At 58.4% G+C, this 24,614-nt stretch carries 21 protein-coding genes; 11 read left to right on the plus strand and 10 right to left on the minus strand.

Annotated features, from left to right (window positions below; all coding sequences use genetic code 11):
* Window positions 1-54 precede the first annotated feature (54 nt).
* The 3 genes from dnaQ to ACVI9W_RS03930 all read right to left on the minus strand — a co-directional run bounded on the left by dnaQ (window position 55) and on the right by ACVI9W_RS03930 (window position 2,145).
* Window positions 55-804, minus strand: coding sequence for a DNA polymerase III subunit epsilon (gene dnaQ, locus ACVI9W_RS03920; RefSeq protein ID WP_461529256.1), 750 nt, complete (start codon window positions 802-804; stop codon window positions 55-57).
* A gap of 85 nt (window positions 805-889) precedes the next feature.
* Window positions 890-1,336 (minus strand): ribonuclease HI, encoded by a 447-nt coding sequence (rnhA, locus tag ACVI9W_RS03925; RefSeq protein ID WP_038613019.1) that lies wholly within the window; start codon window positions 1,334-1,336, stop codon window positions 890-892.
* A 50-nt stretch (window positions 1,337-1,386) separates the two neighbouring features.
* A complete protein-coding gene (locus tag ACVI9W_RS03930; protein ID WP_038613021.1) occupies window positions 1,387-2,145 on the minus strand; it encodes a class I SAM-dependent methyltransferase in 759 nt (252 codons plus the stop codon).
* Window positions 2,146-2,224: 79 nt separating this feature from the next.
* Here ACVI9W_RS03930 and gloB point away from each other — a divergent pair, with 79 nt between their 5' ends.
* From gloB to ACVI9W_RS03965, 7 genes are all read left to right on the plus strand, one after another.
* On the plus strand, window positions 2,225-3,004 hold the full coding sequence (gene gloB, locus ACVI9W_RS03935) for a hydroxyacylglutathione hydrolase (protein WP_461529257.1): 780 nt from the start codon (window positions 2,225-2,227) through the stop codon (window positions 3,002-3,004).
* A gap of 99 nt (window positions 3,005-3,103) precedes the next feature.
* Window positions 3,104-4,525 carry a transglycosylase SLT domain-containing protein gene (locus ACVI9W_RS03940; RefSeq protein WP_461529258.1) on the plus strand — a complete coding sequence of 474 codons (1,422 nt, stop codon included), beginning with the start codon at window positions 3,104-3,106 and terminating at the stop codon, window positions 4,523-4,525.
* Window positions 4,526-4,652: 127 nt separating this feature from the next.
* Window positions 4,653-6,482: an extracellular solute-binding protein gene (locus ACVI9W_RS03945; protein WP_461531791.1), complete on the plus strand. Its 1,830-nt coding sequence runs from the start codon at window positions 4,653-4,655 to the stop codon at window positions 6,480-6,482.
* Window positions 6,479-8,332 (plus strand): extracellular solute-binding protein, encoded by a 1,854-nt coding sequence (locus ACVI9W_RS03950; protein ID WP_461529259.1) that lies wholly within the window; start codon window positions 6,479-6,481, stop codon window positions 8,330-8,332. The genes ACVI9W_RS03945 and ACVI9W_RS03950 overlap by 4 nt, the downstream gene beginning before the upstream one ends.
* A gap of 1 nt (window position 8,333) precedes the next feature.
* Complete coding sequence (locus ACVI9W_RS03955) at window positions 8,334-9,407, plus strand: microcin C ABC transporter permease YejB (RefSeq protein WP_038613031.1); 1,074 nt, start codon at window positions 8,334-8,336, stop codon at window positions 9,405-9,407.
* Window position 9,408: 1 nt separating this feature from the next.
* Window positions 9,409-10,428, plus strand: coding sequence for an ABC transporter permease (locus ACVI9W_RS03960; protein ID WP_038613033.1), 1,020 nt, complete (start codon window positions 9,409-9,411; stop codon window positions 10,426-10,428).
* 1 nt (window position 10,429) lies between these two features.
* The gene (locus ACVI9W_RS03965) at window positions 10,430-12,043 is read left to right on the plus strand and encodes an ABC transporter ATP-binding protein (RefSeq protein ID WP_461529260.1); all 1,614 of its coding nucleotides are present in this window, start codon (window positions 10,430-10,432) and stop codon (window positions 12,041-12,043) included.
* 50 nt (window positions 12,044-12,093) lie between these two features.
* Here the strand turns inward: ACVI9W_RS03965 and ACVI9W_RS03970 are convergent, their stop codons facing one another.
* The 7 genes from ACVI9W_RS03970 to ACVI9W_RS04000 form a co-directional block, all read right to left on the minus strand.
* Window positions 12,094-13,965, minus strand: a complete 1,872-nt coding sequence (locus ACVI9W_RS03970; protein ID WP_461529261.1) for a SurA N-terminal domain-containing protein — start codon at window positions 13,963-13,965, stop codon at window positions 12,094-12,096.
* Between the two features lie 195 nt (window positions 13,966-14,160).
* Window positions 14,161-14,433: an HU family DNA-binding protein gene (locus ACVI9W_RS03975; RefSeq protein ID WP_038613039.1), complete on the minus strand. Its 273-nt coding sequence runs from the start codon at window positions 14,431-14,433 to the stop codon at window positions 14,161-14,163.
* A gap of 148 nt (window positions 14,434-14,581) precedes the next feature.
* A complete protein-coding gene (gene lon / locus ACVI9W_RS03980; protein WP_038613040.1) occupies window positions 14,582-16,978 on the minus strand; it encodes an endopeptidase La in 2,397 nt (798 codons plus the stop codon).
* A 150-nt stretch (window positions 16,979-17,128) separates the two neighbouring features.
* Window positions 17,129-18,412 (minus strand): ATP-dependent Clp protease ATP-binding subunit ClpX, encoded by a 1,284-nt coding sequence (gene clpX / locus ACVI9W_RS03985; protein WP_422415942.1) that lies wholly within the window; start codon window positions 18,410-18,412, stop codon window positions 17,129-17,131.
* Window positions 18,413-18,519: 107 nt separating this feature from the next.
* The gene (clpP, locus tag ACVI9W_RS03990; RefSeq protein WP_038613044.1) at window positions 18,520-19,161 is read right to left on the minus strand and encodes an ATP-dependent Clp endopeptidase proteolytic subunit ClpP; all 642 of its coding nucleotides are present in this window, start codon (window positions 19,159-19,161) and stop codon (window positions 18,520-18,522) included.
* A 91-nt stretch (window positions 19,162-19,252) separates the two neighbouring features.
* On the minus strand, window positions 19,253-20,563 hold the full coding sequence (tig, locus tag ACVI9W_RS03995) for a trigger factor (protein ID WP_422415941.1): 1,311 nt from the start codon (window positions 20,561-20,563) through the stop codon (window positions 19,253-19,255).
* Between the two features lie 274 nt (window positions 20,564-20,837).
* Window positions 20,838-21,140, minus strand: a complete 303-nt coding sequence (locus ACVI9W_RS04000) for a DUF6388 family protein (RefSeq protein WP_461529262.1) — start codon at window positions 21,138-21,140, stop codon at window positions 20,838-20,840.
* 1,130 nt (window positions 21,141-22,270) lie between these two features.
* Here ACVI9W_RS04000 and ACVI9W_RS04005 point away from each other — a divergent pair.
* The 4 genes from ACVI9W_RS04005 to ACVI9W_RS04020 all read left to right on the plus strand — a co-directional run bounded on the left by ACVI9W_RS04005 (window position 22,271) and on the right by ACVI9W_RS04020 (window position 24,573).
* On the plus strand, window positions 22,271-22,495 hold the full coding sequence (locus ACVI9W_RS04005) for a hypothetical protein (protein WP_461529263.1): 225 nt from the start codon (window positions 22,271-22,273) through the stop codon (window positions 22,493-22,495).
* A gap of 39 nt (window positions 22,496-22,534) precedes the next feature.
* Complete coding sequence (locus ACVI9W_RS04010; protein ID WP_461529264.1) at window positions 22,535-22,789, plus strand: hypothetical protein; 255 nt, start codon at window positions 22,535-22,537, stop codon at window positions 22,787-22,789.
* Window positions 22,790-22,978: 189 nt separating this feature from the next.
* The gene (locus ACVI9W_RS04015; RefSeq protein ID WP_461529265.1) at window positions 22,979-23,365 is read left to right on the plus strand and encodes a hypothetical protein; all 387 of its coding nucleotides are present in this window, start codon (window positions 22,979-22,981) and stop codon (window positions 23,363-23,365) included.
* Complete coding sequence (locus tag ACVI9W_RS04020) at window positions 23,353-24,573, plus strand: hypothetical protein (RefSeq protein WP_461529266.1); 1,221 nt, start codon at window positions 23,353-23,355, stop codon at window positions 24,571-24,573. Before ACVI9W_RS04015 ends, ACVI9W_RS04020 begins: the two co-directional genes overlap by 13 nt.
* Window positions 24,574-24,614: the final 41 nt, after the last annotated feature.

The raw sequence follows: 24,614 nt of genomic DNA on the forward strand, positions 1-24,614 counted from the left end.
CGGGTCGGTCATTTCAGGGTAGAAGCTCGCCAGCCCCCTTGCGCGGATTCTGCCTCAGTTGGCCTCGGACAATTGCTGCCACAACGCCGGACCACCCGCCGATTTGGCAATGGCTTCCAGGCGTGCCAGATGAGCTTCCAGTTCCTGCTCGGTAGCCGGAATGATGCGTCCCGGCTGACGACCGATGAGGCGGCGGATTTCGCTGCCACGGCTGTCTTCGCCGTTTTCCTCGCCATCGGCGCCCTGCCCGGCCAGTGACAGGCTGGTCTGGCCGCCGGTCATGCTCAGGTAGACGTCGGCAAGCAACTCCGAGTCGAGCAACGCGCCGTGCAACTCACGGCCGGAGTTGTCGATGCCGTAACGCTTGCACAATGCATCGAGGCTATTGCGCTGCCCCGGATGCCGCGAGCGGGCCATCATCAGGGTATCGAGGATGGTGCAATGCTGTGAGATATCGGCGCGGTCGTGCTGGCCGATCAGGGCGAATTCGTTGTTGATAAAACCAACGTCGAACGCCGCGTTATGGATGATCAGCTGGGCGCCCTGAATAAAGTCGAAAAACTCATCGGCCACTTCAGCGAAACGCGGTTTGTCGATCAAGAACCCGTCGGTAATACCATGTACGCCGATGGCACCCTCGTCACTCTCACGATCCGGCTGCAGATAGACGTGGAAGTGCCGCCCGGTCAGACGCCGGCCCATCAGTTCGACACAACCGATCTCGATGACCCGGTGGCCGTCGGTAACCGGCATACCCGTGGTTTCGGTGTCGAGGACGACCGACCTGTTGCTCTGAATCTCCACGCCGGTGGTCTCCTGTCGCGTACAGCTTGTCTGGTGAAAGCCGGGCATTCTACCTCAGCTGGTGGGCAAGTGGCGGCTGGTGTGTTCAGCGCAGCCCGCGTACTTCGTCAACGCCGCGGTTGGCCAACTGGTCGGCGCGCTCGTTGCCGTGATGGCCGATGTGCCCGCGCACCCACTTCCAGGTCACCTTGTGGCGCCCGACCTGCTCATCGAGTAATTGCCAGAGGTCAGCGTTCTTCACCGGCTCCTTGGCAGCGGTTTTCCAGCCGCGTTTTTTCCAGTTGACCATCCACTCGTTGATGCCTTTCATCACATACTGGGAGTCGGTGACCAGCAGCACTTCACACTCGCGCTTGAGCGCTTCCAGGCCCTTGATCGCCGCCATCAGCTCCATGCGGTTGTTGGTGGTCTCCGGCTCGCCGCCCCATAGCTCCTTTTCGACGCCCTTGCAGACCATCAGCACTCCCCAGCCGCCCGGGCCAGGATTGCCCTTGCAGGCACCATCGGTAAAGATCTCGACGCTATCGCTCATTTACAGCCTATTCATCAATGATTGGAGCCCGCGCCTTGCGGGCCCGGAACTCAGGGTTCGGAATGGCGCCGGTTGACCTTGGCCATCGGCAATGGCAGCAATTTGCCCATCGGTTCACGACGTTCCAGGCGCAGTGGCCGCAGGCCGACCACCATTTTGCGCGCCACCAGCAGGTAGACGCCGCCACCCGCGCCTTGCCAGCCACCGGCGACCCGCTCCCAGCCCGCCAGGCGCTGTTGCCAGGCCGGCGATGCGAGCGGCGGACGATAGCACCCGAAGCGGCGTTTCTCCAGCGCGAAGCCCAGCAGGTTAAGCCAGTCTCCGACCCGTGACGGGGAAATGCAGCGTGCCTTGCGCAGGGCATCATGGGCAAACACCCGACGCACACCCCAACTGCTCCAGGGGTTGATACCGATGATCACCAGGTGCCCACCCGGACGCACGCTACTGGCGGCTTCACGCAGCAGGCCGTGGGGCGACAGGCTGAAGTCCAGGCCATGCTGCAGCACCACCACATCGGCGGCGTGCTCGCTCAGCGGCCAGGCCTGTTCTTCGCAGACGATCTCGACCCCGGGCAACGGTGCGCCCAGACGCACGTTGCGTTGCACTTGCGGGGCCTTGGGCGGCGCTTCGGCACAAGGACCATAGTGCACCAGATAGCCGCCGAAGTAGCGCCCCAGCTCTTCTTCGAGCAGGCGTTGTTCTTCATGCAGCATCAACTGCCCCAGGGGGCCGGCGAACCAGTCGCGGGCCAGGCTGATCAGCTCCAGCCACTGCGGATCGGCCTGGGCGAAGGCTTGATCGGTCATTGCAGTCTCCCTTGAAGGTTCTCGACAGCGTGCATAACTACTAAGATGCACCCATGTCCAACGTTTGGCGAATCGCACCATGATACAGATCGATGCCCTGCCCGCTTTCAGCGATAACTACATCTGGTTGTTACAGGATTCTGCCAACCAGCGCTGTGCGGTGGTCGACCCGGGCGATGCGGCACCGGTGCTGGCATGGCTCGAGCGTCATCCGGGCTGGCAGCTGAGCGACATTCTGATCACCCATCACCATCACGACCATGTCGGTGGTGTCGAGCAGCTCAAGAAAGCCACCGCAGCGCGGGTTTGCGGCCCGGCCCACGAGCGCATCCCGGGGCGGGACCTGGCCCTGGACGACGACGCCAGCGTGCGCGTCCTGGGTCTGGATTTCCAGATCATTGCAGTACCTGGACATACCTTGGGACACATTGCTTATTATTGCGGGCAAACTGCCAGCCCGCTGCTATTTTGTGGCGATACCTTGTTTGCGGCGGGCTGCGGTCGCCTGTTCGAGGGCACCCCCGAGCAGATGCACCATTCCCTCGAGCGCCTGGCGGCCCTGCCTGCCCAGACCCTGGTGTACTGCACTCACGAATACACCCTGAGCAATCTGCGTTTTGCCAGGGCAGTTGAACCCGATAACCAGCACATTGCCCAACGCTTCGACGACGTTACCCAACTGAGGGCGCACGATCGCATCACGTTGCCATCAACCTTGGCCCTGGAAAAGCTGACCAACCCCTTTTTACGCACCACCGAAACATCCGTTAAAGAAAAATTAGACGAACGGAATGCCCTGATAAACCCTACGCCAAGTACTGTTTTTGCTGGGTTGCGGGCTTGGAAGGACAACTTCTAAACAGCCGCTGCTAGGTCCTGAAAGTTCTCAAAGGTTGACCACAGAGGGGCTGCTTTCTAGAATCGCCCGACATTTTTGCCCGGAACTTTGTCCCAGCCAATGTCGTCCAATAGCCGCAGAACCTTCAATTCCGTCGTCCTGACGCGCCTGGCCCAAGCCAGTGCGCTGGCCCTGGCCGCCACCCTGGTGGGTTGCCAGAGCACCCGTCAGCTCGACGAATCCGAGAGCGTTCGCGCGCACAACTACCAGGCACGGATGAAGCAAAAGCCGGTGTTTGTGCCGGCCAAGCAAGCCGAGCAGGCACCCCAGGATGTCTGGGAGCGCATGCGCCAGGGCTTCGCCCTGCAGGACGACATGGCGGCCAACCCGCGCATCGAGCAGCAACGCCTGTGGTTCGCCAGTAACCCCTCGTTCCTGGAAACCGCCGGCGACCGAAGCAGCCTGTACATCCACTACATCGTCGAGCGCCTCGAAGAGCGCAACATGCCGCTTGAGCTGGCTTTGTTGCCGGCCATCGAAAGCGCCTACAACCCCATGGCCTATTCCCGGGCCCATGCGGTAGGTTTGTGGCAATTCATTCCGTCCACCGGTCGCCACTTCAACCTGCGCCAGACCCGTTTCTACGACGGCCGTCGCGACATCACCGCCTCGACCAACGCCGCACTGAACTACCTGAGCCGCCTGCATGACATGTTCAATGGCGACTGGTTGCTCGCCCTGGCCGCCTACAACGCCGGTGAAGGTACTGTCAGCCGGGCCATCGAACGCAACGAGAGGCTCGGCCTGCCGACCGACTACTGGAACCTGCCACTGCCTCAGGAAACCCGCAACTATGTGCCCAAGTTGCTGGCCCTGTCGCAAGTAGTGATGACACCGCAGGCCTATGGCGTGAATCTCAACCCGATTGCCAACGAACCCTACTTCGAAGCCGTCGCCATCAATGACCGCCTGGACCTGTCGCGGGTCGCCGAGCTGGCCGATATCGACGAAGACGAGATGTTCCAGCTCAACCCGGCGTTCAAGAAACGCATGACCGTCGATGGTCCCAAGCAACTGCTGGTACCGACCGCCAAGGCGCAGTTGCTGACCGCCAGCCTGTCGAACATGAAACCCGAAGAGCTGCTCTCGCTGCAGCCGAAAAAGGCCGTATTCGAGGCCGCACTGGCCGAAGCCGCACCGCGCACAACCACAACCCGCAACAGCCGTTACCGGGTCAAACGTGGCGACAGCCTGGGCAGCATCGCCAAGGCCAACAAGGTCAGCGTCAAAGACCTGCAGCGCTGGAACAAACTGTCTGGTCATGGCCTCAAGGCCGGACAGACACTGGTCATGCAAAGCGCCCAGCCGGTGCAGGAGCAGAACCAGAAAAAATCCACCCAGTACAAGGTCCGTAAAGGCGACTCGCTGTACCTGGTGGCCAAGCGTTTCAACGTCGAAATGCAGCACCTCAAACGCTGGAATCCGCGCAGCGGCCATGCCCTCAAGCCAGGCCAGACTCTGACTGTTTACCTGCCACACTGAGCAGCAGGCTCCGCCCCCTAGACCGGAGCCACACCGACCGTCCTGGCGGACCTCTTTTTCCAGCCGATACAAGCTGTTACTGTAGCTGGAACAAAGCCCAAGCCGCCTGGATCGGATCGCCGACTTGATACGTCCCCTCCTGTTGCTGTCAATCAGCCTGGTCTTGAGCTTTCCCGCGGGCGCAACAATCAGCGAAAGCCATGGTTACGCCCAGTTCGGCACGCTCAAGTATCCAGCCAAATTCACCCACTTCGACTGGGTCAATCCGCAAGCGCCCAAGGGCGGCACCTTGCGCGCCATGGCATTCGGCACGTTCGATACGCTCAACCCCTACACTTTCAAGGGTTCAAGCCCGGTCACCACCCCAAACTTCTTGCAGTACGGGGTAACCGAGCTGAATGAACCCCTGATGGTCGGCACCGGTCAGTACGATCCCTCGGGCGACGAGCCGACCTCAAGCTACGGCCTGATTGCAGGCTCCGTGGAGTACAGCGAGGACCGCAGCTGGGTAGTGTTCAACCTGCGCCCGGAAGCGCGCTTTCATGACGGCCATCCCATCACGGCCAGCGACGTGGCTTTTTCCTACCGCACCCTGCTCAAGGAAGGTCACCCGATCTACCGTACCAACCTGCAGGAAGTGCAGCGGGTCGACATCCTCAACCCAAAGCGTATCCGCTTCGTGTTCAAGCGCGCCGGCAATCCGTTGCTGATCCTGCGCCTGGGCGAGATGCCGGTGCTGCCGGCGCATTACTGGAAAGGCCGCGACTTCAAAGCCACCACCTTCGAGCCGCCGCTGGGCAGTGGTCCCTATCGCATCACCCAGGTCCAGCCGGGGCGGCGCCTGGTGTTTGAGCGGGTCAAGGATTACTGGGGCAAGGACCTCGCGGTCAACCGCGGCAAATACAACTTCGCCCGGGTCGAGTACGAGTTCTACCGCGACAGCGCCGTGGCCTTCGAAGCGTTCAAAGCCGGCGAGTTCGATATTTACATCGAGCACCAGGCCAAGAACTGGGCCAACGGTTATAACTTCCCGGCGGTGCGCCGTGGCCAGGTGATCAAGGCGCAGATTCCACACAAGATCCCGACCCAGACCCAAGGCCTGTTCATGAACAGCCGCCGCGCAGCCTTCAGCGACGCAAAGGTGCGCCAGGCCCTGGGACTGATGCTGGATTTCGAGTGGACCAACCGCGCCCTGTTCAGCAGTGCCTATCGCCGCGCCAGCAGCTACTACCCCAACAGCGAATTCGCGGCCAGTGGCCTGCCGGTAGGCAAAGAGTGGCTGCTACTTGCGCCCTATCGCGAGCAGTTGCCTGCCGCCTTGTTCACCGAGCCCTACAAAGTCAGCCACACCGACGGGCGCGGCATCAACCGCCAGACGCTACGCCAAGCCCTTAAGCTGCTCGGTCAGGCTGGCTGGAAACTCAATGGTCAGCGCCTGCTCGACAGCAAAGGCAACCCGCTGAAGCTCGAGCTATTGCTGGTCAATCCGAACCTGGAGCGGATCCTGCAACCTTATGTCGAAAATCTTGCCAGCATCGGCATCGATGCGCGCTTGCGTACCGTGGACCGGGCCCAGTACAAACAACGTCTGGACCAGTTTGACTTCGACATGATTCTGATGACCCTGAACCAGACCCTCAGCCCCGGCCTTGAGCAATGGTTGTACTTTCACTCCAGCCAGGCCTCGACCAAAGGCAGCAAGAACTACGCTGGGGTCAAAGACCCGGTGGTCGATCACCTGCTCGATACCCTGCTCGCCGCCCAGAGCCGCGACGAACAAGTGGCAGCAGCACGGGCCCTGGACCGGGTGTTGCTGTGGCACTACTACATGATTCCCAACTGGTACCTGGACAATCACCGTCTGGCCTACCGTAACCGGTTCGCCTTCGTCACCACGCCGCCCTACACCCTGGGGCTCAACAGCTGGTGGATAAAGCCTTCGGAGAACGCCCAATGATGTCACTGCCCGGCCTGCGCCTGAAGGCCTTCGCCCTGCTGCTGGCCTGCTTCAGTTTCCAGGCACTGGCTGCCCCGCAACATGCCCTGACCCTGTACGACGAAGCACCGAAGTACCCAGCCGACTTCAAACACTTCGACTACGTCAACCCGGACGCCCCAAAAGGCGGCACTTTCCGCCAGGCCGGTTTTGGTGGCTTCGACAGCCTCAACCCGTTCATCAACAAGGGCGTCCCGGCCGATGACATCGGCCTGATCTACGACACCCTGATGACCCAGAGCCTGGACGAGCCCTTCACCGAGTACGGCCTGGTGGCCGGCAAGATTGAAAAGGCGCCGGACAACAGCTGGGTACGCTTCTACCTGCGCCCGGAAGCCCGCTTTAATGATGGCCACCCGATTCACGCCGAAGACGTCGTGTTCACCTTCAACACCCTGATCAAGAGTGGCGCACCGCTGTTTCGTGGTTACTACGCCGATGTCGCCGAAGTGATCGCCGAAGACCCGCAGCGGGTACTGTTCAAGTTCAAGCACAACAACAACCGCGAACTGCCGTTGATCCTCGGGCAGTTGCCGGTACTGCCCAAGCACTGGTGGGAGGGGCGCGACTTTACCAAAGGCAACCTGGAGATTCCGCTGGGCAGCGGCCCGTACAAGGTCGCCGAGGTCAAGGCCGGACGCTCGGTCCGCTATGAACGGGTCAAGGACTACTGGGGCAAGGACCTGGCGGTCAATCGCGGCTTTTACAACTTTGACGTGATGACCACCGATTATTACCGCGACAGTACCGTATCTCTGGAAGCGTTGAAGGCCGGTCAGTTCGACTACCGCCTGGAAACAGCGGCGAAAAGCTGGGCCACCGCCTATGACGTGCCCGCCGTCCGGGAAAAGCGCCTGATCATGGAGGAGTTGCCCAATGGCAACCCGACCGGCATGCAAGGCTTCGTCTTCAACCTCCGCCGCCCGGTGTTCCAGGATGTGCGGGTGCGCGAGGCCCTGAGCCTGCTGCTGGACTTCGAGTGGACCAACAAACAACTGTTCAACGGTGCCTACACCCGCACCGGCAGCTACTTCGAAAACTCCGAAATGGCCGCCAAGGGCTTGCCTGATGCAGCCGAGCTGAAAATTCTCGAACCCTTGCGCGGCAAGGTCCCCGAACAGGTCTTCAGCCAGGCCTTCGCCAATCCGGTCACCGATGGCAGCGGCATGATCCGCGAACAGCAACGCAAAGCCTACAAGCTACTGCAGGAAGCCGGCTGGCGCATCGTCGACGACAAGATGGTCGACGCTCAGGGCAAACCGGTGTCCATCGAATTTCTCCTGGCCCAGACTGAATTTGAACGGATTCTGCTGCCGTTCAAACGCAATCTGGCTGACCTCGGTATCGACCTGGTGATTCGCCGGGTCGACGTCTCCCAGTACATCAACCGCTTGCGTTCGCGTGATTTCGACATGATTGTCGGTGGCTACCCGCAGTCCAACTCGCCGGGTAACGAGCAACGCGAGTTCTGGCAGAGCGCCGCTGCCGACAATCCGGGAAGCCGCAACTTCATCGGCCTCAAGGACCCGGCCATTGACGTCCTGGTCGAAGGCCTGATCAATGCCGACTCCCGGCAAAGCCTGATCGAGCATTGCCGCGCCCTCGACCGGGTCCTGCAGTGGGGCTACTACGTGATCCCCAACTGGCACATCAAGACCTGGCGAGTTGCCTACTGGAACCACATTGGCCACCCGAAGGTATCGCCCAAGTACGACATCGGCATCAACACCTGGTGGATCAAACCGGACGTCGAACCGGCCGTACCGCTGAATCCAGCGCCAGATGCGCCACCGACCGCAGGGGCGCAATAACATGCTGGCGTACATTTTCCGTCGTTTACTGCTGATCATTCCGACCTTGCTGGGCATCCTGATCATCAACTTCGTGATCATCCAGGCCGCACCCGGCGGCCCGGTCGAGCAGATGATCGCCAAGCTCGAAGGCTTCGAGGGTGCCACCAGCCGCATCGCCGGTGGCGGTGCCGAAGTCTCGGTGGCAGGCTCCAACTACCGCGGCGCGCAAGGCCTGGACCCTGCCCTGATCAAGGAAATCGAAAAGATGTACGGTTTCGACAAGTCGGCGCCGGAACGTCTGTGGATCATGATCAACAACTACGCCCGCCTGGATTTCGGTGACAGTTTCTTCCGCGATGCCAAGGTCATCGACCTGATCATCGAAAAGATGCCGGTGTCGATCTCCCTGGGCCTGTGGAGCACCTTGATCATGTACCTGGTGTCGATTCCTCTGGGAATCGCCAAAGCCACCCGTCACGGCAGCCACTTCGACGTCTGGACCAGCTCGGCGATCATCGTCGGCTACGCGATTCCAGCGTTCCTCTTCGCGATCTTGCTGATCGTGGTGTTTGCCGGCGGCAGCTACCTTGACTGGTTTCCCCTGCGCGGCCTGACCTCGAACAACTTCGACGAACTCAGCACCACCGGCAAGATCCTCGACTACTTCTGGCACCTGGTCCTGCCGGTAACCGCACTGGTGATCGGCAACTTCGCCACCATGACCCTGCTGACCAAGAACAGCTTCCTCGACGAGATCAACAAGCAGTATGTGGTCACTGCCAAAGCCAAAGGGCTGAGCCCGAACCGGGTGCTCTATGGCCACGTGTTCCGCAACGCCATGCTGCTGGTGATCGCCGGTTTCCCCTCGGCCTTCATCGGCATCTTCTTCACTGGCTCGCTGTTGATCGAGGTGATCTTCTCCCTCGACGGCCTGGGCCTGATGAGTTTCGAAGCGGCCATCAACCGTGACTACCCGGTAGTCTTCGGCACCCTGTTCATCTTCACCCTGCTCGGCCTGGTGGTGAAACTGATCGGCGACCTGACCTATACCCTGGTCGACCCCCGTATCGACTTCGACAGCCGGGAGCACTGAGATGACCTTGTCCCCTCTCAACCGTCGACGCTTCGAGCGTTTCAAGGCCAACCGCCGCGGCTGGTGGTCGCTATGGCTGTTCCTGATCCTGTTCGGCCTGAGCCTGGGCGCCGAACTGATCGCCAACGACAAGCCCCTGGCTGTGCGTTACGACGGCGAATGGTATTTCCCGGCACTCAAGCGCTACCCGGAAACCACCTTTGGCGGCGAATTCCCGCTGGAGGCCAATTACAAGAGCCCCTACATCCGCGAATTGCTGGCCGCCAAGGACAGCTGGGTACTCTGGGCGCCGATCCCGTTCAGCTACCAGAGCATCAACTACGACCTCAAGGTGCCCGCGCCGGCACCGCCTTCGACCCAGAACTGGCTGGGCACCGACGATCAGGGCCGTGACGTGCTGGCGCGGGTGATCTACGGCTTCCGCATCTCGGTACTGTTCGCCCTGACCCTGACCATTCTCAGCTCGATCATCGGCGTGATAGCCGGTGCCCTGCAGGGCTTCTACGGCGGCTGGGTGGACCTGGCCGGGCAACGCTTCCTGGAAATCTGGTCGGGCCTGCCGGTGCTGTACCTGCTGATCATCCTTGCCAGCTTTGTGCAGCCCAACTTCTGGTGGCTGCTGGGGATCATGCTGCTGTTTTCCTGGATGAGCCTGGTCGATGTGGTGCGCGCCGAATTCCTGCGTGGCCGCAACCTGGAGTACGTTCGTGCGGCGCGCGCCCTGGGCATGCAGGACGGCCCGATCATGTTCCGCCACATCCTGCCCAACGCCATGATCTCGACCATGACCTTCATGCCGTTCATTCTCACCGGTGCCATCGGCACCCTGACCGCCCTGGACTTCCTCGGCTTCGGCCTGCCACCCGGAGCGCCTTCGTTGGGCGAACTGGTGGCCCAGGGCAAGTCCAACCTGCAAGCGCCCTGGCTAGGCATCAGCGCCTTTGCCGTGCTGGCGCTGATGCTCAGCCTGCTGGTATTCATTGGCGAATCCGCCCGCGACGCCTTCGACCCGAGGAAATGACATGAGCAATGAAACCTTGATCGAAGTGCGCAACCTGGCGGTCGAGTTCATCACCGGCGAGCAGAGCCAACGGGTGGTCGAAGGCATCAGCTTCGACATCCGCCGCGGCGAAACCCTGGCCCTGGTCGGTGAGAGCGGTTCAGGCAAGTCGGTGACCGCCCATTCGATCCTGCGCCTGCTGCCCTACCCGCTGGCGCGTCATCCGTCCGGTACGATTCACTACGAAGGGCGCGACCTGCTGACCCTGGATGAAAAGCAGATGCGCCATATTCGTGGCAACCGCATCGCGATGATCTTCCAGGAGCCGATGACCTCGCTCAACCCGCTGCACAACATCGAAAAGCAGATCAACGAGATCCTCCTGCTGCACAAGGGCCTGCGTGGCAAGGAGGCCACTGCGCGCACGCTGGAGCTGCTTGACCTGGTAGGCATCCCTGAGCCACACAAACGCCTCAAAGCCCTGCCACACGAGCTCTCAGGCGGCCAGCGGCAGCGGGTAATGATTGCCATGGCCCTGGCCAACGAACCGGAACTGCTGATTGCCGACGAGCCGACCACGGCGCTGGACGTCACCGTGCAGTTGAAGATTCTCGAATTGCTCAAGTCGCTGCAGGCGCGCCTGGGGATGGCCCTGCTGCTCATCAGTCATGACCTCAACCTGGTCAAGCGCATTGCTCACCGGGTGTGCGTGATGCAACGCGGCTGCATCGTCGAACAGGCCGACTGCGAGACCTTGTTTCACAGCCCGCAGCACCCGTACACACAGATGCTGCTCGGTGCCGAGCCCAGCGGCGGCCCAGCTGACAACCCGGCAGGCAAGCCCATGCTGGAAGTCGAAGACTTGCGCGTCTGGTTCCCGATCAAGAAAGGCCTGCTGCGGCGCACCGTCGATCACGTCAAGGCGGTGGACGGTATCAACTTCAGCCTGCCGCAGGGGCAAACCCTGGGAATTGTGGGCGAAAGTGGTTCGGGCAAATCCACCCTCGGCCTGGCGATCCTGCGTTTGCTCGGCAGCCAGGGTGCCATTCGCTTCCAGGGCACCGCGCTTGAAAGCCTGAATCAACAACAGGTGCGTCCGCTACGCCGGCAGATGCAGGTGGTGTTCCAGGACCCGTTCGGCAGCCTCAGCCCACGTATGTGCGTCAGCGACATCGTCGGCGAAGGCCTGCGTATTCATCGCATCGGGACTGCAGCCGAACAGGAACAGGCAATCATCGCCGCCCTGCACGAAGTTGGCCTGGATCCCCAGGCTCGCCATCGCTACCCGCATGAGTTCTCTGGCGGCCAGCGCCAGCGCATCGCCATTGCCCGCGCACTGGTATTGAAGCCGGCATTGATCCTGCTGGACGAGCCGACCTCGGCGCTGGACCGGACAGTGCAACGCCAAGTGGTCGAGCTGTTGCGTTCACTGCAGAGCAAATACAACCTCACCTACCTGTTCATCAGCCATGACCTGGCGGTGGTCAAGGCGCTGAGCCATCAGTTGATGGTGGTCAAGCAGGGCAAGGTAGTGGAACAAGGTGCAGCGGCGGATATCTTCGCTGCACCGCAACATGCCTATACCCGACAGCTCCTGGAGGCAGCCTTTCTCGCTCCCGGAGGAGCCAGATACTAGAAACAGAAAAGGCCGCATAAGCGGCCTTTTCTGTTTCTGGCGTGGATCACTCAATAGCGAGTGATGTCCGCCTTGGCTTCCAGCTGCTTGCGGTAAGCAGCGAAGTCCTGTTGACCAGCACGCGAAGCGAGGAAGCGGCGGTATGCCGATTTCTCTTCGTCGGTGGCCGCAGCGCCTTCGTTGACGCCATTGAGGCGCAATACAACCAGACTACCGTCGTTGAGCGTCACGCTGCTGTAGACCGGCTTGTCCTTGGCCTCTGGTTTGGCCATACGGAACACTGCCTGCAGCTCGACCGGATCAATGCCCTCCTGGCTGCGCGAGACCGCTTCCTGGACCTTCCAGCTCTGACCTTCCTGGGTAGCACCCAGTGCGATGCTGCCGTCACGCAGACCGGCGATCAGCTTGTCAGCCTTGGCTTTCAGGGCGGCAGTCGCCTGCTCTTTGGCCAGGTGCTTACGGATGCTGTCAGACACCACGTCCAGCCCCAGTTGCTCAGGCTTGCGGTGTTCCTTGACGCGCAGGACCACGATGGTTTCCGGATCCAGTTCGATGGCAGTGCTGTTGGCACCCTCTTCCAGCACTTCAGTGCTGTAAGCGGCCTGGAGCACGGCACGGTTGGCAGTGATGCCTTCGCCACCTTCACGACCGAAGGCCGCCGAGGTGTGAACCTTCAGACCCAGATCCTGAGCCGGCTGAGCCAGGTCGGACGCTTCGAATGCAGAGTCTTCCAGTTGCTTGGTCACTTCGACAAAGCGCTGCTCGACCTGCTGGGTCTTGAGTTCGCGGGTCAGCTTGTCTTTCAGGCTGGCGAAACTCGGCACTTCAGGTGCCTGCACGTCCAGCAGCTTGATCAGGTGGAAACCGTATTCGGTGCGCACCGGCGCCGAAACCTGGTCTTTGTTCAGCGCATACAGCGCCTCTTCAAAGGCCGGGTCGTAAACGCCCTGCCCGGCATAACCGAGGTCACCGCCGTTGTTGGCCGAACCCGGGTCCTGGGAGAATTCCTTGGCCAGTGCGGCAAAGTCTTCACCTTTGGCCAGACGCTGCTGGATCTCTTCGATCTTCGCCTTGGCCTGCGCTTCGTTCACCTTGTCGTTGACTTCGATGAGGATGTGCGCGGCATGGCGCTGCTCGGCCAGGTTGGCGATTTCCTTCTCGTACAGCGCTTTGAGTTCGTCTTCGTCGACAGTGACCTGATCGAAGAACGCCGACTTCTTCAACTCGATGTAGTCAATGACCACCTGATCCGGGCTCATGAACTCTTTGGCGTGCTCATCGTAGTGCGCCTTGACCTGCTCATCGGTCACCTTGACCGCAGCCGGATCGGCCTTGAAGGTCAGCGAGGCGAAATCGCGGGTCTGCTTTTCCAGACGGGCGAAAGCGTTGACCTGATCATCGGTGACAAAACCGCTGCCGGCCAGGCCTGCGCGCAGTTGCCCAATGAGCATTTCCTGAGCCAGCATTTCGCGGAATTGCAGACGGCCGTAGCCCATCTGACGAATCACCTGATCAAAACGCTCGGCGCTGAACTTGCCATCAACCTGGAACTCAGGCGTTTGCAGGATCAACTGATCAAGCGCAGCTTCGGAAAAGGCGAACTTGGCGTCTTCGGCGCCTTGCAGCAGCAACTTGCGGTCGATCAGCCCTTTGAGCGCCGCTTCACGCAGCATGTTCTCGTTGAGCAGCGACGGATCGAAATCCTTGCCCAGCTGTTGCATCAGCTGTCGGCGTTGCATGTCGACAGCCTGGCTCAACTCGTTCTGGCTAATGGTTTGACCATTGACCTTGGCAGCGTCCTGGCTGTGGGTGGTGGCCTGGAAGATGGCATCGAAGCCGGTCAGTGCCATCAAGGCTACGATGACACCGATGATGGTCTTGGCAATCCAACCTTGTGAATTGTCCCTGATATTCTGCAGCATGCGTCCCCCAGAAACGGCTGTACTGAATGAAACAACCGTGGAGCGTGGGTAGATTCCTGATAGAAGAAAGGCGCATCCGAAGATGCGCCTTCTCGTAACCGGCCAGGCATCAGGCGCTTTTCAGCGTGTCCCGATGCTCAGCAGCCAAGCCAGGCATGAGCCAGGCTCGGTTAGGCGTAAGCCTGAAGGAAGGTCTTAGTTGACGGCTTCTTTCAGTGCCTTGCCAGCCTTGAAGCCTGGCTTCTTGGCAGCAGGGATTTCCAGAGTCTTACCGGTTTGCGGGTTGCGGCCGGTGCGAGCTGGGCGATCGGTAACGGAGAAGGTACCGAAACCTACCAGTACCACGGAGTCACCTGCCTTCAGGGCGCCGGTGACGGATTCGATTACTGCGTCCAGCGCACGGCCAGCTACAGCTTTCGGGATGTCAGCAGATGCGGCGATAGCGTCAATCAGTTCCGACTTGTTCACTCTAAGTCCCCTTATATCTCTATTGAGTTTGTTTCTAAGTATGTAATGAAAAGCTAAACGAGCGCTGGGTGGCCTATTGACGCTTAGGCGTCGCTTTATAACAAGGGCCTGAAAATACTGTCAAGAAAGCCCCCCAGCCAAATACGTACTAATGCGTGCTAATTCTTTCCTTGGAATCGCTGTCGCGCTTTTCATCCTTGGCGACAATCTCGGGAGCCACATCTGGTAAGGGCTCCGGGGCGTATTGCAGCGCAATTTGGAGGACTTCGTCAATCCATTTGACCGGTTTAATCTGAAGATCCTGCTTAATATTCTCAGGAATTTCTTTCAAATCCCGCACATTCTCTTCAGGAATGATCACGGTCTTGATCCCACCACGGTGCGCGGCCAACAGTTTCTCTTTCAAACCACCGATGGCCAACACCTGTCCACGCAGGGTGATTTCACCGGTCATGGCAACATCTGCGCGTACCGGGATCTGCGTCAGGGCCGAGACCAGGGCGGTACACATGCCGATACCGGCACTTGGACCATCCTTGGGCGTCGCGCCTTCGGGCATGTGGATGTGGGTATCACGCTTCTCGTGGAAGTCGGTCGGAATACCCAGGCTTTTCGCCCGGCTACGGACAACCGTCTGCGCCGCAGTGATCGACTCGACCATGACATCGCCCAGGGAGCCGGTCTTGATCAACTGGCCTTTACCGGGAATCACCGCCGCTTCAATGGTCAGCAACTCACCACCGACCTGAGTCCAGGCCAGGCCAGTGACCTGCCCCACCTGATCTTGCTGCTCGGCCAGACCGTAACGGAACTTGCGCACCCCGAGGAAGTGCTCCAGCTGCTCGCCAGTGACCTTCACAGCCACTTGCTTGAGGCCTGAGTGTTCCTTGACCACCTTGCGGCAGACCTTGGCGATCTGGCGCTCCAGGCCCCGTACACCGGCTTCGCGGGTGTAGTAGCGGATGATGTCGCGAATCGCCGTGACGTCGACTTCCAGCTCGCCCTTTTTCAGGCCGTTAGCCTTGATCTGCTTGGGCGTCAGGTACTTCACCGCGATGTTGATCTTCTCGTCTTCGGTGTAACCCGGCAGACGGATGACTTCCATTCGGTCCAGCAGCGCTGGCGGGATGTTCATCGAGTTGGAGGTGCAGAGGAACATCACATCGGAAAGATCGTAATCGACTTCCAGATAGTGATCGTTGAAGTTGTGGTTCTGCTCGGGGTCGAGCACCTCAAGCAGCGCCGAGGCCGGATCGCCACGCATGTCGCTGCCCATTTTGTCGATTTCGTCGAGCAGGAACAGCGGGTTGCGCACACCGACCTTGGTCATTTTCTGGATCAGGCGACCCGGCATCGAACCGATGTAGGTACGCCGGTGACCACGAATCTCGGCTTCGTCACGCACGCCACCCAGGGCCATGCGCACGAACTTGCGGTTGGTGGCACTGGCGATCGACTCGGCCAGGGAGGTCTTGCCCACCCCGGGAGGACCGACCAGGCACAGCACCGGGCCACGGATCTTCTTCACCCGCTTCTGCACGGCGAGGTACTCAAGGATGCGCTCCTTGACCTCTTCCAGACCGTAATGGTCGGCATCGAGAATCTCTTCTGCCTTGGCCAGGTCCAGGCGCACCTTGCTCTGAGCCTTCCACGGCACCTGCACCAGCCAGTCGAGGTAGGAACGCACCACGGTGGCCTCGGCAGACATCGGCGACATCTGTTTGAGCTTGTTCAGCTCGGCCTGAGCCTTGGCATAGGCATCTTTTGGCAGGCCAGCGGCGTCGAGGCGTTTTTTCAGCTCTTCGACTTCGTTATGACCTTCTTCACTGTCGCCCAGCTCTTTCTGAATGGCCTTCATCTGCTCATTCAGGTAGTACTCGCGCTGGCTGCGCTCCATTTGTTTCTTGACCCGGCCACGGATGCGCTTTTCCACCTGCAGCAGGTCAATTTCAGCGTCCAGCAGCGCCATGACATGCTCGACACGGGTAGTCAGGTCGAGGATCTCGAGGATTTCCTGCTTTTGCTCGATCTTCAGCGCCATGTGCGCAGCCATGGTATCGACCAGGCGCCCTGGCTCGTCGATGCTGTTGAGCGACGAGAGGACTTCAGCCGGGACTTTTTTGCCCAGCTGAACGTATTGTTCAAATTGTGACAACAAACTACGAACGAAGACCTCAGACTCGCGCTCGGCGGTCTGCGATTCGTCGATCAACGAAACTTCGGCGCGGATATGGCCATCGACTTCGTTGAAACGCTCGACTGCACCGCGCTGCTCGCCCTCGACCAGGACCTTGACGGTGCCATCGGGCAGTTTCAGCAGTTGCAGAACAGTGGCAATGGTACCGACGCGGTACAGGGCGTCTTCGCCTGGATCGTCATCAGCAGGGTTCTTCTGGGCCAGCAGGAGAATCTGCTTCTCGCCCGTCATTGCGGCCTCGAGGGCTTCGATGGACTTCTCGCGCCCCACGAACAGTGGGATAACCATGTGCGGATAGACGACGACATCGCGCAATGGCAAAAGAGGCAAGTCGAGGGTGGTCTTCATGATTTCGCCTCTACAGCGGCCTTGTGGCCGGAAACCGGTGGAATTTGAGCGTGGGTTTAATGTGGGGGCAGCCCCGCAAAAAAACAAGCTCTACGACAGGAAAAGCAAAGGGGCCCGAAGGCCCCTTGCAGACTCGAGCCGTTTGGCGACTCAGACGTCGGGTGCAGCTTTGGCTTGCGGCTCGCTGTTCTCGTAGATCAGCAGCGGCTGCGAAGAGCCTTCGATGACGCTCTCGTCGATCACCACTTTGCTGACATCCTTCTGCGAAGGAATCTCATACATGGTGTCGAGCAGGATGCCTTCGAGGATCGAACGCAGGCCACGGGCACCGGTCTTGCGCTCCAGGGCCTTGCGAGCCACGGACTTCAGCGCATCGCTGCGGAATTCCAGGTCCACGCCTTCCATCTCGAACAGCTTGGCGTACTGCTTGGTGAGGGCGTTCTTCGGCTCGGTGAGAATCTGCATCAAGGCAGCTTCGTCGAGCTCGTCGAGGGTTGCCAGCACCGGCAGACGGCCGACGAATTCCGGGATCAGACCGAACTTGACCAAATCGTCAGGCTCGACTTCACGCAGCGATTCACCCACCTTCTTGCCTTCCTCCTTGCTGCGCACTTCGGCACCGAAGCCGATACCGCCGCGGGTGGAACGGTTCTGAATGACCTTTTCCAGGCCCGAGAACGCACCGCCACAGATAAACAGGATGTTACGCGTGTCGACCTGCAGGAACTCCTGCTGTGGATGCTTGCGACCACCTTGCGGCGGTACCGAGGCAACCGTGCCTTCGATCAACTTGAGCAGCGCCTGCTGCACGCCTTCGCCCGAGACATCACGGGTGATCGACGGGTTGTCCGACTTGCGCGAAATCTTGTCGATTTCGTCGATGTAGACAATGCCCATCTGGGCCTTCTCAACGTCGTAGTCGCACTTTTGCAGCAGTTTCTGAATGATGTTCTCGACGTCTTCACCGACATAACCGGCTTCGGTCAGGGTGGTGGCATCGGCGATGGTGAACGGTACATTCAACAGACGTGCGAGGGTTTCGGCGAGCAGGGTTTTACCCGAGCCCGTCGGACCGATCAGCAGGATGTTACTCTTGCCGAGCTCGACATCGTCGTTCTTCTTGTCGCGTTGGTTCAGGCGCTTGTAGTGGTTGTACACCGCTACCGCCAGTACCTTTTTCGCACGCTCCTGACCAATGACATACTGGTCCAGGATGGTGCTGATTTCTTTCGGCGAAGGCAGTTTATGCGCGCTGCTTTCGGCCTGGGCTTCCTGCACCTCCTCGCGGATGATGTCGTTGCACAGGTCGACGCACTCGTCGCAGATAAATACCGAGGGGCCGGCAATCAACTTGCGCACTTCATGCTGGCTTTTGCCGCAGAAGGAGCAATAGAGCAATTTGCCGTTGTCCTCGCCGTTACGGGTGTCAGTCATTCGATCGATCCAATCCGGTAGGCTTGCAACACAAGATGAAGGCAATTGCGGGCTTTTTCAAGTCCACAGGTGGCGGGAAAGCCCAACCACCTGCTTTAGCGCCTTAATCAGACAGCCATTTGCCGCTTCTCGTGTACCGAGTCGATCAGACCGTACTCGGCAGCACGTTGCGCGCTCATGAAATTGTCGCGCTCGGTGTCACGCTTGATGGTTTCCAGCTCCTGACCGGTGTGGTAGGCCAGCAGTTCGTTCAACCGCGACTTGATGGAGAGGATTTCCTTGGCGTGAATTTCGATATCCGTCGCCTGCCCCTGGAAACCGCCCAGTGGCTGGTGAATCATCACCCGCGAGTTCGGCAGGCAGTGACGCTTGCCCTTGGCACCGGCGGCGAGCAGGAAGGCGCCCATGGAGCAGGCCTGACCGATGCAGGTGGTGGAGACGTCTGGCTTGATGAACTGCATGGTGTCGTAGATCGACATGCCTGCAGTCACCGAACCACCCGGCGAGTTGATGTAGAGATGGATATCCTTGTCCGGGTTTTCCGCTTCAAGGAACAGCAATTGCGCCGCGATCAGGTTGGCCATGTAGTCCTCTACCGGGCCGACCAGGAAGATCACCCGCTCCTTCAGAAGGCGCGAGTAGATGTCATAGGCACGTTCGCCACGAGCGGATTGCTCGATAACCATCGGGACCAGGCCGCCTGCGGCCTGGATGTCAGAGCTCTGCTGATAATAAGAATTGCGGGACATGTCCTGCACTCACTCCCAAATAGTCATGTCTTGAATACGCACAAGCCAGCTCGAAGGCTGGCTTGTGGTGTTTTCCTACGAGAGAAGGAAATCAGTCAGCGGCAGGAGCCTGCACTGGCTTGATCGCTTCTTCGTACGAGACCGATTTGTCGGTCACAGTCGCTTTCTGCAGAACAGTATCCACAACTTGTTCTTCCAGCACAACCGAACGAACTTCGTTCAGTTGCTGGTCGTTCTTGTAGTACCAAGCTACGACCTGCTCAGGCTCCTGGTAAGCGGAGGCCATTTCCTGGATCATCTCGCGAACACGGGCTTCGTCCGGCTTCAGCTCGTTCTGCTTGACCACTTCAGCAACGATCAGACCCAGCACGACGCGACGCTTGGCTTGCTCTTCGAACAGCTCGGCCGGCAGTTGCTCAGGCTTGATGTTGCCACCGAACTGCTGAACGGCTTGAACGCGCAGGCGGTTCACTTCGTTTTCCAGCAGGGCTTTTGGCACTTCGATCGGGTTGGCAGCCACAAGGCCGTCCATTACCTGGTTCTTGACCTTGGTCTTGATGGCCTGACGCAGTTCACGCTCCATGTTCTTGCGAACTTCGGCACGGAAACCTTCCAGGGAAGCTTCTTTGATGCCGAACTGGGCGAAGAACTCTTCGTTCAGCTCTGGCAGCTTAGGCTCGGAAACGCTGTTGACGGTAACGGTGAACTCGGCGGCTTTGCCAGCCAGGTCCAGGTTCTGGTAGTCCTCAGGGAAGGACAGGTTCAGAACGCGCTCTTCACCGGCCTTGGCGCCAACCAGACCTTCTTCGAAGCCCGGGATCATGCGGCCGGAACCCAGAACCAGCTGGGTGCCTTTGGCCGAACCACCGGCGAACACTTCACCGTCGACCTTGCCGACGAAATCGATGTTCAGCTGGTCTTCGTTCTGGGCAGCGCGATCAGCGGCTTCGAAACGAACGTTCTGCTTGCGCAGTACTTCCAGCATGTTGTCCAGGTCGGCGTCAGCCACTTCGGCGCTCAGGCGCTCGACGGCGATCGAGTCGAAACCGGCAACGGTGAACTCAGGGAACACTTCGAAAGTGGCGACGTATTCCAGGTCTCCGCCTTTCTCGAACGATTTTGGCTCGACGGCAGGGGCGCCAGCCGGGTTCAGCTTCTGCTCGACCACAGCTTCGTAGAAAGAAGCCTGGACCAGGTCGCCGAAGGCTTCCTGACGGGCAGCATCTTCATAACGCTGACGGATCACGCTCATCGGCACTTTGCCAGGACGGAAGCCTGGAACCTTGGCGCGACGGGCAGTCTGTTGCAGACGCTTGTTGACTTCGTTCTCGACGCGCTCTGCCGGAACGGCGATGGTCATGCGACGCTCGAGAGCAGAAGTATTTTCAACAGAAACTTGCATGGATATTCCTCGTTGCACAGACGTTAGCCGGCGATACCCGACTCCAGAATCAAGGGCAAGCATTCTAGTGGCTCAAAGGCCAGAAGTCACCCCGTTCAAGACGACGGGAAAGTACGCCGGTCCATTTCATTTACAGCCCCCGGCAAAAACCTTGCCCAGGGACGCTCAAGACCCGCCGCTCAAGGCCTGCACGCCGCCTTTGATCATGGCGGCGCGCCTAACCTCGAACAGCCAGAAATACTTGCCAAAACACTACCGGATCACGGCTCGGCGCTCAGGGCGCCGCATCGTCGATCTCGTTGATACTGCAATACTCTTCCCATTCCATGCCCAGCGCCTCAGCGACCTCCCGATGCACTTCCAGGCGCATGGCCTGAAGCTCTGCGTCGGAGCCGGCGATCAGTTGCAGGGTCAATTCCCAGGGCTCAAGCCCCTGCTCCTGTGCGGCGTCTTCGAAGGCCCACTCGATCTGCTGTTGCTGCTCATGGGCGCTGAGCCCGGCAATTTCTTCGAGTAGCTGCGGATTGGCTGCGGCGAAGCGCTGCAATGCGCTGGCCTGGCGTTCGTTTGAAATCATGGAGCTGTCCTCACTACCTTGCCGTTGGCCACGGCCTCAACCGGCTGAAATCTATCAGCTTTTGAGTACTTGTCACCAGTGCACCGCAGCACCGGCGCAGCAAATGGAGCAACGGCATAGCATCCTGACGAAAGCCACGGGCGAGCCTGGAAAAGGGTAATACAGCTAAAAAGGTTTCAGGCAGGCGACGGATGCCCAGATAAATGGACGCCGAGGCATAAAAGGAAAGGTCACGCACTTGCTCAAGCCCGGAAACGAAAAAAGCCGCACTAGGCGGCTTTTTTCGAGACTTTCTCACACTTCAGCGAAGGGCGGTGAAAGCTTAGATGGTGCGGACGAAGAGACTCGAACTCATCAACCACGCGCCAGCCGGGCTGGAGCCCTTGATTTCCGTGGGGCAGAGCGTGCGTTTGTGAGTGTTTTTGTTCCCAGAGTGTTCCCAGTGCGGGCGTGTACGTCACTTCGCAGGACGGCCCCCATAGGGGTGATCGCCGTTTCATGTTGACCCATCAAAAAAAGGTAATTTTGGTAATTTTATTTTTTAAACGCCTTAAAAGCCTTTAAAATCAATGAGTTAAGAGATTTTGTGAAAGGTAATTTTAGGGTAATTGAAAGGTAACCGAATTACCCTTCTGTATGGTTGGAATGGGGAATATGGAAACCCTTTAAAATCAGTCACTTATGAAAAAATTACCTTTACCCTTACCTTAACTTACCATTTGGGGTAATCGCTGAAACCCTTGCAGAACAAGGCCTAGAGCATGGTCAGGATACCCACCTAACCGAAATTACCTTTTTTCGAGGGGTGTCCCCAGAAATGGCACAGGCGAGACCGTAGCGCCGTGAAATGCCCCTCACCGCAGGGATTCGCAGGGAATGCCAACCACCGCCAGCACCCAGCCCGTCCACTGACTGCACTCTTTATATAGCTACGCGGGGGTGCAGAAAAAACGACACATTTAGACCGCCGGCGTGGCGGGGGGACGAGTGCGCGCGCCAGATGTAGGATGTAGAGGCGTAACGTCTAGGCGCAGCGCCTTCTGCACTTTTACGCTTCACCCGGCACACCAGCCGGAAGCGCAGCACACTATTGTCTGGAAGGACGGTTAAATGAAGGAAGGAACCCATGTATGCCCTTAATGATTGATGCCATGCCCCTGTTGGGGCACCTTCAAGCGGTGGAGCTGTACCAAGACATGTGTCGGCTCTCCCTGGACGTAATGGCGTTCAGTGAAGGTGATGAGTTCGAATCTGCGCTTGCCGCGAGCGAACAGGCTCTGCAGAAGCAGAGCGAAGCGCAGCGCGCCCTCATTGAGCAGCTCAAGCTGTTGATTGCGCAGGCTGACGTGGTCTAGCCTTAGCCCCCACCCAAAGGAAAGGAAAGGAACCCCACTATGCCGATGATCGACACCGACCAACTCAAGCCCGCTAGTGAGGATGTGCAGGCGGCCTATCAGGCGTGGCACGAGGCTGGCCAGTATCAGCACAGGGTGGAGAAGAGTAGGCCGTATGATGCAGAAGGGATTCGCCGGGCTGAGGCTGCAAAGAATCGGGCCGAATACAGCTACGACCAAAAGAATCGGGCTCTATCCGGGCTGGTGGCCCGGGTGATCGCCCAGGCCGAGCGCAAGGCAGGCGCCGAGGGTTAGCCCGACTACTGCGCATAACGGGTCTTTAGTTGAATCGGGCCCCACACCGAAACCCGCTACGGCGGATTTTTGTCGTCTCGCGGTTATCACTACCCTTATATTTGGTATTGCAAGAAGAACGGTTTCCCGCTTACCTTCTATCGTTTCCTGATGGCCTAATGCCTTCAATGCCGACTCATGGAGAGAGCTGTGCCATACACCCCGAACCCCCAGCACCGTCATGGTGGTTATGCGGCAGTAAAGTCGCAATGGTCTATCTCGCAGCCAGAAGAGATCGCGTGCTTCGACCTCGCGGTTGATGCCGACTGGACATTTAGAGACAGTTTTTGGGGGTTACACATCGGTGCGGCCGGCCTTGGGCCTTTAGGCATAGCCCCTCCCCCTTCATCTTGCCAACTGCATATCGCTAAATTTGTAGGCGATGCTATTGGAAACTGGCATGGTTACCCTGTTGCCCATTGGCTATCCCCTTATGACAAACCAAGTGAAGCGATTCTCTTTGCTTGGTTTGAATTAGGCCTGATTAGCAAACCAAAAATGGCAAAAATTCATAGGGGCAAACAATGCGCTCTGTAAAGCTAACTATTGCAGGCAGCTATTGGGATTCGCAAATTTATTCCGGAGAGCTATTGCTTTTCGACAATGATGGCGGGTTGCACCGTATTGATTGGTCGAATTTTGTTGACCAAATAGCCTCTAAAAACGACAACATCCGGACAGCCGTCCGTGTCGCATTTTCCGATAGCGATCTTTTCTACAATCCAAAAGTTGTAAAGATATTGCGCGACCCAGATCTGGAGTCACCTATCAAAGCACAACTTTCTAAACTATCAGACCTAGAACTTAGCGAAACCAAAGAGTCCTGGAAAAATATCTGGACAACAGAAAGCACACCTTTCGATTTTTTACCTACCGACACTGAAATCTACTACAACAATATTTTTGCGGGCGGAAATGAAGGCTTATATTCTGCACCTCGCCAAGGGCGCACTAGCAGTCGAGCTTCTTCAACTATTAGATCAAAGCGTCATCATGACGCGGCAGTACTTCAAGTAAAAGCATCCGACAGCTATACGGCCATTGCTACTGCGTCTGGTGCCGACGGACTATTCGACTATTCACTGTTGAAAAACTCTGGAGAAACACTGAGCAAAGCACGAAGAATCGCTGAGAGACCATGCAACGCATGTGATTGGGCTTTTCAAAGCGTGCTTGGCTGGAGCGCAAACTCAGCTTTCATGGCGTCCTTCAGGGAAGAAAAACAACATGACTCAAAGAAAGTCGTTAGAGTAATAGACAGAGTAATTGACCAGGATGAGATTTTTCAAAGCCCATCTGATAAAGACAGCTTCACTTGGGGAGCCCGCGAAAAGCTTTATAAGCTCACAGACGGCCATATAGAAGTTAAACACTATCGGGCAAACGAAAAAAAATCCAAAAAAAAATACAATGAAAAATTTAATAACATTGGAGCATTGAGCTTTACCAACCCACCATCCGTTGTCATTGCCTCGGGCACGGCCTCTTTCGGAACCGTACTCGAATTTGACGACAGAATCCTTGTTATTCGTAGCGATGGTTTCACAGAAGAATTTCTAGACGAGCCAGTTCACTGGCGAATCTTCCCAAGATCTGAACATTACAGCAATCAGCTACATATAATCTATGAAGATCGGCTAGTGGTTATATCCTTCGTTCATGATTATTTCGTTGATCAAAACTCAAAACTATTTGGGTTTTCGAAGGGTAGAAATGATTACTCAGACTTTGATATAGACAGTTGAGAGTCGCAACTTTCGTTTTAAACCGAGAGTCAGCTTCCGCC

Source organism: Pseudomonas sp. 210_17 TE3656 (genome assembly GCF_054821965.1).